The sequence below is a fragment of the Pseudoalteromonas sp. SR45-5 genome, from assembly GCF_014163565.1.
Taxonomy (GTDB): Bacteria; Pseudomonadota; Gammaproteobacteria; order Enterobacterales; family Alteromonadaceae; genus Pseudoalteromonas; species Pseudoalteromonas distincta.
In genome coordinates this window covers 1-10,733 of record NZ_JACJDN010000060.1, presented here as the reverse complement: position 1 = coordinate 10,733, position 10,733 = coordinate 1, and the positions used below count along the sequence as shown (strand labels likewise).

The window sequence follows — 10,733 nt, the reverse complement described above, 5'->3', positions numbered from 1 at the left end:
TGCATCTCGATTTAGTAACGTTAATTGCAGAGCTTGCTCTAATAAACGTATTCTACGGCTCAAAGTTGATAGTGACATATCAAGGCTTATTGATGCTTTTTTAAAGCTACCTAGTTTTACTATGGTGCAAAAGTAACGTAAATCATCGAGAGAATAACTAGCTGCCATCAGAACTACTTTATTGTTTAGGATGTAGGCAATATTAACAGCGACGCTTTAAAATTTCATTAGAGATTAAGGGGGGAGGGAAGAACTGAAATTAGGCAACCAAATTTTATGTGATTTTAATTTAATAACTCTCAATAAGAGCACTGGTAAATAACGTAACTCAATCTGAACAGCTAAATTAATTAAAAGTAGTTTTAAGTCATGTTTGTTAAAGCCGTTGAAAGTAGATTTACAAATAGTGATTTACATCGAGTGCTCTATATAAATTCGCTTAATTAAGTGAATTAATAAGTCGTCTTTTTAGGTGAATACCTAAAGAATAATAAAAGGCTCTACACAAAAGTAGAGCTTCATTTTTATAATTTAGAAACGATAACTGGCACCTAAATAAACAGTCCGGCCATTAACCGTCGTATTGTATAAACGATCATTGGAGTCTGAATACTGCTCTTCTCGTTCATTAGTTAAATTACTGGCTTCTATAGTGAGCTTTAGCTTTTCATTAACCTGATAAAATGCTGATGCATCTATGTATGTACTGGCATGAAAACCATTTTCGTCTTCGTCGCCGTTACCGGCTTGTACCGATGCAATATAGTCACTTCTATAAGCTGCTGCAACGCGTGCGCCCCATGAATCAGAATCGTAATATACTGTAAAGTTACCAGAGTGTTCTGACAGCCCAGGGAATGATTTATATTGATCAACACCTGAGTTACCCACATTACGGTACAGCGCTTCACCATCAGCAAATGTATAATTAGCAATAACACCTAAGTTATTAAACGGAGCTGGCAAAAAGTCGAGGTCTCGTTGAAAAGCGAGCTCCCAGCCACTAATATCACTTTCATCTAAGTTTTGTGGTTGAATAACGGTGAAAACAGTATTTGCTGTTTGCGGATTACCGTTTTCGTCTACGTCGCCTAAAAAGCTAAGAGGATATCCGGTTTGACTGTACGGGATATCATATGTTTCGGTGATAATGAAGTTATCGATAGACTTATGGAAGTAACTTACGGCCGCATACCCAATGTTTTCAAAATAGTACTCGACTGAAAAGTCGAAGTTAACAGATTCGTAAGGTTTAAGGTTTGGGTTTCCTGAACTGATACTAAGGCCATTGGTTGATGTGGCATCATTTTGTACAACGCCTGTTGGCACTAATGCACCGAGCGAAGGGCGGGTGAGATTTTCGCCATAGCTTGCACGAAGTACTAAACTGTTATTACTATCCCAAACTAAATTTATAGCAGGCAAAAGTCCTGAGTAGGTGTTTTCAACATCAACTACTTCTCCATTTATTAAACCTACGGCGTTGGTCTTAGTATTGTAATGGCGTACACCAGCATTACCCATTAAATAACCTGAGCCCAATTCCCATTCAGCTTCGTATTGCAAATAAGCGCCAAAGGTTTTTTCTTGTACGTTATCGGTAAAATCAGGATTATCTAAATTAGGATCGATATTCATACTTGCTAGGGTGCCTAGTACATCGACACTTACCCATTGCTGTTTATTGTGCGCGGTATTGGTAAATGTCAGGCTTGGATCTACCGTGTCATCCAGTACGCCATTTTCCCAATCGCTGCGGTTAACGTTATCAGATTTAGTTTCACCGTTTTCACTTTCAAACTTTTTATTAGATACACCGAACTTTATATTTGAAGTATTGTTAAGCGTGTAATTAAAATCTAATTTTATAGAATCAAATGTATTGGTGATTTCTTCTTCAGATATATCAATTTCGTGATAGCGGAACAAACTACTGTCAGTAGGATCAAACCCGTATGTATTTTCCCCATAATAAGCATCCTTGCGATAATCAATAGTTTCATCGCCAAATGTTTCTAGGTAAACTTTAACACTGCCTGTATTAAATTTGGTTTCTGAGCGCCCCACGAGAGCGGTCATATTTAAATCGTTTGTAATTTGCCAGTCACTTTTTAATACAAATTGACTTATTTTAGTGTCTGCATATTGGCTGCGGCTTTCTGAGTGTATTGCGGCATCTTCGTATACTGAGTAAATAGCGTCGTTATTTTCATTTATTTCAAGAGTTGTTAGCTTTGAGCATATTTGCTCGTTGTTATAAGCCGGTCCAGTACAACCAATAGCTGTTGAACTAGAACCTCTATTTTGTAAGTGGTATTCACTGCGGTCATTATTCAGTTCACCATATAGAGCGTCAAAACTAAATTCAAGGTTATTACTTGGGCGATACTGCAGGGCAAGTGTTGTCCCTAGGCGCTCTTGTTGGTTTTCAAATAACGAATAACGGCTACCACGTGAAAAGCTCACTTCTTCGTTGTTAATTTTGTCTTGTAGTTCACCTGAAAGATTTGAGATATCAGAGCCTGAAGCATTTTTTTTGCGCCAGCGATACGTATTGTAACCTTGCTCATTTACATCACGTTTGCTGTATGCAATTGAAAATAATGCGCCAAATTTATCATCCCAAGTATCTGAGATCAGAGCTGCAAAACGTGGGCTAACATCATCGGTTTGTGAGTTGTCGCCAAGTTGACCTGATAGAGCAGTATTAAAACCATCAAAATCAAATGGTTTAGCTGTATGAAGCCCAACAGTGCCGCCTATGCCGCCTTCATCCATTTCGGCTGAAAATGATTTTTTCACATCAACGCGTTGAAATAACTCAGACGCAAATATATTAAAATCAAAAGCGCGAGAGCGACTTACGGAACCTCGGCTATCCATTGCTGAAGACGATGTACCTAAAGCTTCCATACCGTTGAGTTGTACTTGTGTAAAGTTTGGACCCAAGCCTCGTAACGAAATTTGTCGGCCTTCGCCGCCCTCTCGAGTTATGGCAATGCCAGGTACACGTTGTAGTGAGTCTGCTAGATTTAGATCGGGAAAATCTGCAATATCTTCAGCCACAATAGAATCTTGTGCGCCCACAGCATTTCGTTTTAAATCTTTTGCCTTTAACAAACTGTTGCGATAACCCTGTACAACAATTTCTTCCACTTCTGTTTGCGCAGATTGTTCTGCATACACATAATTAGACGCGCCTAATGAACTCATTATAGCCGTTGCTAAAAGCGTACGAGATGGTTTGTTCAACATGATGCTTCCTTGGTTTTTAATTTAAAGTTGATTATTAATAAAAGGGTTTGTGCGCACTAAATGACCTCCGTCAAATTGCACCACATAGTTAAAGCGCGCCTGCTGTGGCGAGCCGGGTATAAAATCGGTTGAAATTACTTGTGCGCCGCTATTTTTTGCAGCATTAAACTGCATTGTTCGTTGCGAATTAGTGGCACTTAAATTTGCATCTGCGCGGGTACGCACCATGAAGCCTTTTAATACAAGTTGCTGAATTTTATAAAAGTCGCGTATAGGGTTGTTCACAATCATAAAAGCAGCTTCGGGGTGGTTTTCATCATAATGGGCAAACATGCTAGCCCCTTTTAACGAAGGCCTATTTTGTTTATAAAGTGCGGATTGTTGTGTATTGCCATCAAATAAGAATATGAACTTACCTGCTAAGGCACGTGTACTTGGCCACCCAAACTTAACGACTGTTTGGTTTAAAGATAATGGCGTTTTGCGTAAATCATCTGGCGTGAATAATAAGTTAGGTAACGATTTTTGAATTACTTCATCGAGTAAATAATAATCTTTCGGTGTAAATTTAAGTGGATTATTCCCCAGAACTAAATCAGATCGTGTTTCTTTTACATTGAGCATTACAACAATTGGAAAGTGCTGCGGATTTGCCTCTGACCATGCTTTCAATGTATTCAAACAGCCACTAAACAACACACAATGGCTTTGCACATCAATGTCGGGAATGTGCATTACTTTAAATCCAGGAGTAGCTAATTGCTTTTTTTCTAACTCATTAAACAAAGGCGTTGTTGCAAAAGTATTAGCCCAAGGTTTTATGTATAAACCCCCATTAGGGTCTTTTAAAACGTCAATTTCTAAATGGCGAACACCGCTATTTAACTGTTTAATAATAGATGAATGACCGTAATCAATACGGGCCATTAGCTTGGGGCTTAAATCATTTAATTTATGTTTAACGCTTACGTTTAATGTTTTTTTATAGCTGTTATGTGAGCCAATCATTTGCAGGGTGTTTAATGGCTTAGCGCTAACACTGCTTACATAACCTGCAAAAAAAATAAAAATAAAAAATGGCATAGCACGTCTCAATTGTTGAGTTTGCTATCTAAGAGCGAGCATTTATAAATTAGGGGACACAAAAATATGCATTTAATAAAAGTTTCATAATAGAAAAGCATGTTTATAAAATTTTATGTCCCCTTTTATCCATTACCTCGCTCTAAATAATGAGTGAAATAAAAACGGGATAAAGCCATCATGATTAGAGTCAAAGTACTATGGTTAGCACTATGGATTGGGTTATGTATTACATGCAAAGTAAGTGCTATTGAGTACTTTGAGGTTAAAAGTGCGTCGCAGATGGAGACGGTTAAAGTGGCATTTTTAGCTGATATTCATCTACATGATATTTTTGCTAATTTACATGACGTAGATAATATAGAACTACCAAAGGATGTTACCTCAAAGCAACCATTACTAGTGCGTAGTATGCTTGCCCAGCTTCATTCAACACGTCTTTTTAATGAAAATTATTTTGTTTTTTTACATGTATTAGATGAATTAGCCGAAAAAAAAATAAAACTAGTCGCCTTACCTGGCGATTTTACTGATGATGGTCAACCTATTAATGTGCGGGCACTGGCGCGTATTTTAGGTCATTATGAAAAGAAATATGGAATGCGTTTCTTTGCCATACCGGGTAATCACGATCCCGTAAAACCATATACAACACCGGCAGGTAAAGCGGACTTTTTAATGGCGCAAGGTAAAGAGTTTGGTGTTTATAGTTATCAACATGAAAAGTGTATGGCTAAGCAATCTGTATGTGATGATGGTTTAAAAAACTGGGGATACGCTGAAATACTAAGCACACTCAATGACTTTGGGTTTAGTAAACATAAAGGTGATGTGCTATATGAAACGCCTTATAAAAACCGAGAGTTTATATGGTGTAACCCCAATAACAAAAAACACTGTATCACCATGCCCGATGCGAGTTATTTAGTTGAGCCTATAAAAGGGGTTTGGTTAATGGCAATTGATGCCAATGTTTATGCACCGCAATGGCAAAACTCACCGCTCACTTTTAAAGGGTCGTCTGGTGCTGGCTATAATGCTTTAATTGATGCAAAGCCTTTATTGTTAAAGTGGATAAAAACGGTTGTAAAAAGAGCCAAAACGCAAAATAAAACACTGGTTGCATTTAGTCACTTTCCAATGGGGGAGTTTTACGACAATGCAAATGACGAATTACATAAAGTGTTTAGCCGTGGTCATTTTTCTCTACCAAGAGTGCCAACACCACGTACAGCAAAAATACTGGCAGATACAGGGTTAACGCTCCATTTTGCAGGGCATATGCATTTAAATGATACGGCGCTGATAACCAGTAATCAGCACTCCCAGTTAGTTAATGTGCAAGTGCCAAGTTTAGCGGCTTACAAAGCGGCCTATAAAGTTGTAGAGCTAAATTTAGCTAAGCAAACCGCGCTTATTAGTACTCATACATTAGACGATGTGCCGGGTTTTAATAACTTATTTAGTTTATATGAAAAGGAATGGCAGTATCGTAACTTGCATAATCTTAGTAATTTTGACCGCACTATTTTGAACTCAAAGAGTTATGGTGATTTTACCAAGCAACATTTATTTGGGCTGATTAAACAGCGTTTTTTAAAACGCGATTGGCCTAAAAATTTAGTGGCATGGTTAAATGACAATCATCATTTAGCCGATTGGTTTACAAATATGCAATGTTTAAATGAAGCACCGCCTAATTTGCTCTCTCAGCTTGAAGCTGTATCGACAAAAGAATGGCTTCAAGATTTTTATTTATTAAGAAATGGTGATGTAACAGCAGATATAACACCTCAAAAGCGTCTTACTTATCAACAACTAAATACTTTTTTAGCACAATCGACATGTAAAACAGATACGCAAATACAGCAATACTTAGCCCTGTTAATAAAAGTAATGGCAAAATTTAGTCAACATACCCAGGGGGAGAATTTCCGCGTTGATTTAAAAACAGGAAAAATCATTTAATACTGATAACTCAACCCTAAGTAAAAGGTACGTCCACTTGTGGTTGAGTTGTAAGCTCTGAGGGTTGAATTACTGTATTGTTGCTCTTGTTCATTACTGAGATTAAATGCGCTAAATTTAAGTTTCCAATAATTAGAAAAATAATAATTTACACTTGCATCCCAATAGATGGTCGGCATAAATCCGGTTTCGTTTTCATCGAGTAAAAGGCTGCCAGCACGCACTAAATATTTATCTCTAAAAATAGCGCCGAGTTTAAAATTGAATTTAGGGTGGTCGTAAAAAATCATACTTGATGCGGTAATTTTAGATAAAAAAGGCAGGTTTTTTTTAAATAAAGCAGTGCCACTATTTGAGTCATAATAGGTGACTTTACCTTTATTATAAGCCGCTTGTATATTAATGCCCCAACCAGAATTATGTATTAAGTAGTTTAAACTTACCTCGGCTCCCCACTGATAGCCCGTTTCTGCATTACTTAGCCAAAGTAATTGACTATCGGAGGTTGTAGGCGGCGAATCTTCAAATAAAGGCGCTTGTGTTGTGACTATGTAATCCTCTAGATCTTTATAAAAAAGTGATATGTTAAACGAACTGCGACTACTAAAATCAGCCTCTAAGGAAATATCGCTATTATAAGATAAGTAAGGTTTTAGATTTGAGTTAAATATGTATTTTGTACTATTGGGGGTATCGTTTGAGCCATCAAAATTGAGTGAATTTAGTAATGGTTTTGAATAGTTTTTAGAAAGTCCTGCACGAAATCGCCAATTATCGTTAATAAAATATGACCCATTAAAAGTTGGAAGCCATAGACTATACAAAATCGGAGAGTAAGGCGCTTGAGTGTAAGATGTTATAGATTCTGATTGGTAACGTACACCTATATGAGCCTCCCATTTTTCTTGCTCTGTACTTAATAGAGTATAAGCACCTCTGCTATATTCCTTTATATGTTCAGCTTTAGTCGTGATTAAAAAATTATTGGCTTGTACATTAAATGGGTCAATGCCATAAAGCTTAAGTGCCTCATTAGTGTTTATTTTTAACCACTGCTGTTTTTTATGTGCATTTTGCGATGAAACATACGATGCAGGAAGGTCAATTAATTGTTGTGGTGTATCGGATATTTCATTAAAAAAAATATCGTTTTGCTGTGCGTTATTCATTTTATTTTCAAACAGAGTCCAGTCAGCCCCAAATTGAAGAGTTATTAAACTATTAACGTCATATTGAAAATCTAATTTTGCGAAGGTGTACTCACTATTTGAATTGTATTGCTCTATATCACCATGATGCATTTGCCACATCGTCGGATTTTTCAAGTTTTCGCTGTACTTAATATCTGCATAAAATGGCGTTTTACGATAATCAATTGTAACGTCACTTACACCTTGAGTATAAATTTTATTGCTGTAAGGAATGTCATACTTTGAGCGCTCGTTTCCTAATATGGCGTTTATTTTCCAATTTTTATCTAGTTGCTGGGAAAGTGACAGCACGCCTTGCTGATATGCCGTATTTATTTTTTGAGTTCGGCTTTCGGTTGCCACGCGTGCATTTTCATAACGTGCATACTCAAGCTCATTATTTTCATTAGCTTGAATGTCTTTAATTGTTGTTAGCCCTTTAATTATAGGCGTTGACTGATCCCCTCTAGGGTATAAATGATATTCATGCCGCTCTCCTTTTAAAAAACCTGAGAGCATATCAAAATCAAAATGCGTGGTTTCGTTTTTATACTCTACAGATAGGTTTGCCCCAAATCGCTGCTGGGTTGCTTGCCATACCGAGTAGCGATTACCGCGAGGGATTATATAATCGCCTTGAGTTAAATGCTGAGCTTGTGATTGAGTTAACGCCGAGAGATCAGCGCCTTCTATGGCAATATTTCGCCAGCGAAATGTATTAGCGCCTTGCTCTAACGATTCTCTGTTTGTGTACGCAACGCTTGCAAGTACCCCCCAATTATTCCACGTGTTAGAAATTAAGCTTGAATAGCGTTTTGCGCCTGTACCCACATAGTCGTTGTAGCCGACTTCTGGTGTAATAATAAATTTAAATCCTTCATTATCTAAGGGGTTTATAGTTTGCAGTGCCATAGTGCCAGATATTCCACCTGCAATTTTGTCGGCAGAATAGGCTTTAATTACATGAATTTGTTTAAATAGTTCGGCAGGTAAAATATTGAAGTCGAAAGAACGATCGCGCTGTTTTTGCACTCGACTATCCATTGGTGAATCATTATTTGCCAATACAGGCATACCGTTGAGTGTTACCAAACTAAAATCAGGATAACTGCCACGTATTGATACTTGGCGACCTTCGCCTGCTTCGCGAGTAATGGCTACACCCGGAATATACTGTAAGGCTTCAGCCAAGTTAGTATTGGGAATGTCGGTAATATCTTGTGCAGAAATGGCTTCGCTAATCGTTTTATTATTGTGTTTTAAGTTTCGTGAGCGAGCCAACGAATAGCGGATACCCTTTACTGTTATTTCTTCAAGTGTTTCTTTATTGGTCTTTATTTTTTGTTGAAAAATAACAAAACCCTTGTCTTGAATTTTATATGTTAACTCGCTGCCTATTAATAAAAAATCTAGTGCTTGAGCAAGTGTATGATCGCCAATTAAGGTGGATGTAGTTTTGTCGTCGATAAGTGAAGGGTTACTACTAAAAGAGACTGCATATGCATTTGCTACTTCTCTTAAGCTGTCACTGAGAGAACCGGCAGGTATATAAACAAACGTATGTATGTTTTTTGCGGCACTTGGCATTGCTGTTAAGCAACTAACAGCAATAAAAAAGTACACTAAAATACGTTTATCTAATGTACATACATGTTTTAGCATAAGAGTTTAATCAACATACTTCATTTAAGGTCGCGTTAAATGAAGTTCGTTGCTCTTTTTTTCTACATTCCAGTTGTAAGTAGATGCTATTAGCATAAGGCTTTGTTGCGGCGTTTCGAGATTAAATCGTCCGCTAATTAAAGTATTATTTAGTGCGTTATCTACTTTAATTACCATAGGGCTATAACGCTGCAATTGCTTAATAACAGTGGTTAGAGGTTCTTTTTTTGCATCAATCCAACCCATTCGCCAAGCAGGGAGTTGTGTCAACTGCTGGCTATAATCTACAGCTATATGTCCATTTTTTATAACAGCTTGTTGAGAGGGAGTTAATATCACTTTATCTAAGGCCGAGACTTCTACCCTGCCTTCGTACACTGTTACCACTACTTCATCCTTATTGCGCTCTACATCAAAAGAAGTACCTAGTACTTTAATGCTTGCTTGCCCGGAATTTATTATAAATGGCCGTGTTTTATCTTTGGCTACATCAAAAAAAACCTGTCCTTTTTTTAATTCGATTTGCCTAGAGTGTGGTAGTAAGTGCGCAGTCAACTCACTATCTGCATTTAAGTGTAAATATGAACCGTCATCTAATAACTTAGATACACGTTTGCCTAAACGTGCTTCTAAAAGCTGAGGTAGGTTAGTTTCAACTGCTGTTTTTGCAATAGGTGTTGGTGTAAACGCTTGTTGAGATATAGAAAGCCAGTACACTGCAAAAGCAATAGCGCTAAAACTAGCTGCTAAGGCGAGCATAGGGAAAGCCCTAGAACGTTTAGCATTAGGCGTAATTATTGGAGTCGGTAAACTATATTGTTTAGTGTAAATGTGTAGAGCCTGTTTAACAGCAGGATCGCCAAATACATTGGCTATTTTCTCAAATGCAGCCTTATTTTCTGTGCATTTTAACCAAAGCGATAGTTCTTTACGGTCATGATCATTTAAATCATTAATCCGATCTACCCAATCTGCTGCCTGTTCTAAGCGTTGTTCGTTCATTAAAAAACCTAACCTGCGTTGATTAAATATAAAGAGCGTAAAAGTGTAATAAAGGGGACATTTTTATTGATTTTTTTCTATGTGAAGCGTTATTTGTATCATTGCGCGCGTAATATGTTTTTTTACAGATTCTTGGCTCATATTTAACTGCAGACTAATTTCTTCGCGACTTAATCCGTTAATACGTCGAAGCTTAAATACTTTTCTTCTTAAAGGTGGCAACTCTTCCAACGCACTTTTAACAAGCTCGAGCTTTTGCTCTGTAATTGACTGCGCCTCTGGATCGCTATTATCATCTGTAAAAAGCTCAATATCTTCTGCTTTATTTGGTTGGCTTTTATTTTTTTGCCAATCACTATACATAACAGACTTTGCGACTTGATTTATGTACGCCTGAAAGTTTTCAATTTCTAATGTGTCATTTCTATTTAAAGTTCTCAGCAAAGCTTCTTGGACTAGGTCGTCTACGTCATCGGTATTATTTGTTCGACGACTAACAAACTTACGAATATGGCTGATAACGTTTTTTACATCGCTTTGTTCAGAAGAGATATTTAAATTCGATGGCAGGGG

The 10,733-nt window shown here is 37.3% G+C and carries 7 protein-coding genes; 1 reads left to right on the top strand and 6 read right to left on the bottom strand.

All coding sequences use genetic code 11. The annotated features are described in order from the left end of the window. From H5072_RS04105 to H5072_RS04095, 3 genes are all read right to left on the bottom strand, one after another. A partial coding sequence (locus H5072_RS04105) for a LysR family transcriptional regulator (RefSeq protein ID WP_182692791.1) occupies positions 1 to 168 on the bottom strand: 168 nt, incomplete at its 3' end. A gap of 363 nt (positions 169 to 531) precedes the next feature. Further along, the gene (locus H5072_RS04100; RefSeq protein WP_182692790.1) at positions 532 to 3,255 is read right to left on the bottom strand and encodes a TonB-dependent receptor; all 2,724 of its coding nucleotides are present in this window, start codon (positions 3,253 to 3,255) and stop codon (positions 532 to 534) included. Positions 3,256 to 3,276: 21 nt separating this feature from the next. Further along, positions 3,277 to 4,338, bottom strand: a complete 1,062-nt coding sequence (locus tag H5072_RS04095) for a Ca2+-dependent phosphoinositide-specific phospholipase C (RefSeq protein ID WP_182692789.1) — start codon at positions 4,336 to 4,338, stop codon at positions 3,277 to 3,279. Between the two features lie 180 nt (positions 4,339 to 4,518). Between H5072_RS04095 and H5072_RS04090 the strand changes: the two genes are divergently transcribed. Beyond that, positions 4,519 to 6,306 carry a metallophosphoesterase gene (locus H5072_RS04090; protein WP_182692788.1) on the top strand — a complete coding sequence of 596 codons (1,788 nt, stop codon included), beginning with the start codon at positions 4,519 to 4,521 and terminating at the stop codon, positions 6,304 to 6,306. On the opposite strand, the gene H5072_RS04085 is transcribed toward H5072_RS04090, so the two are convergent. The 3 genes from H5072_RS04085 to H5072_RS04075 form a co-directional block, all read right to left on the bottom strand. Continuing rightward, positions 6,303 to 9,158, bottom strand: a complete 2,856-nt coding sequence (locus H5072_RS04085) for a TonB-dependent receptor (protein WP_182692787.1) — start codon at positions 9,156 to 9,158, stop codon at positions 6,303 to 6,305. The genes H5072_RS04090 and H5072_RS04085 overlap by 4 nt on opposite strands. Before the next feature lie 24 nt (positions 9,159 to 9,182). Then, positions 9,183 to 10,160, bottom strand: a complete 978-nt coding sequence (locus H5072_RS04080) for a FecR family protein (protein ID WP_182692786.1) — start codon at positions 10,158 to 10,160, stop codon at positions 9,183 to 9,185. Positions 10,161 to 10,223: 63 nt separating this feature from the next. Further along, a partial coding sequence (locus H5072_RS04075; protein WP_259395888.1) for an RNA polymerase sigma factor occupies positions 10,224 to 10,733 on the bottom strand: 510 nt, incomplete at its 5' end.

What these genes read in the sequence shown, in the direction of transcription:
- H5072_RS04100 (WP_182692790.1), bottom strand. Translation starts at nt 3,255, where the DNA reads ATGTTGAACAAACCATCTCGTACGCTTTTAGCAACGGCTATAATGAGT.
- H5072_RS04085 (WP_182692787.1), bottom strand. Translation starts at nt 9,158, where the DNA reads ATGCTAAAACATGTATGTACATTAGATAAACGTATTTTAGTGTACTTT.
- H5072_RS04095 (WP_182692789.1), bottom strand. Translation starts at nt 4,338, where the DNA reads ATGCCATTTTTTATTTTTATTTTTTTTGCAGGTTATGTAAGCAGTGTT.
- H5072_RS04090 (WP_182692788.1), top strand. Translation starts at nt 4,519, where the DNA reads ATGATTAGAGTCAAAGTACTATGGTTAGCACTATGGATTGGGTTATGT.
- H5072_RS04080 (WP_182692786.1), bottom strand. Translation starts at nt 10,160, where the DNA reads ATGAACGAACAACGCTTAGAACAGGCAGCAGATTGGGTAGATCGGATT.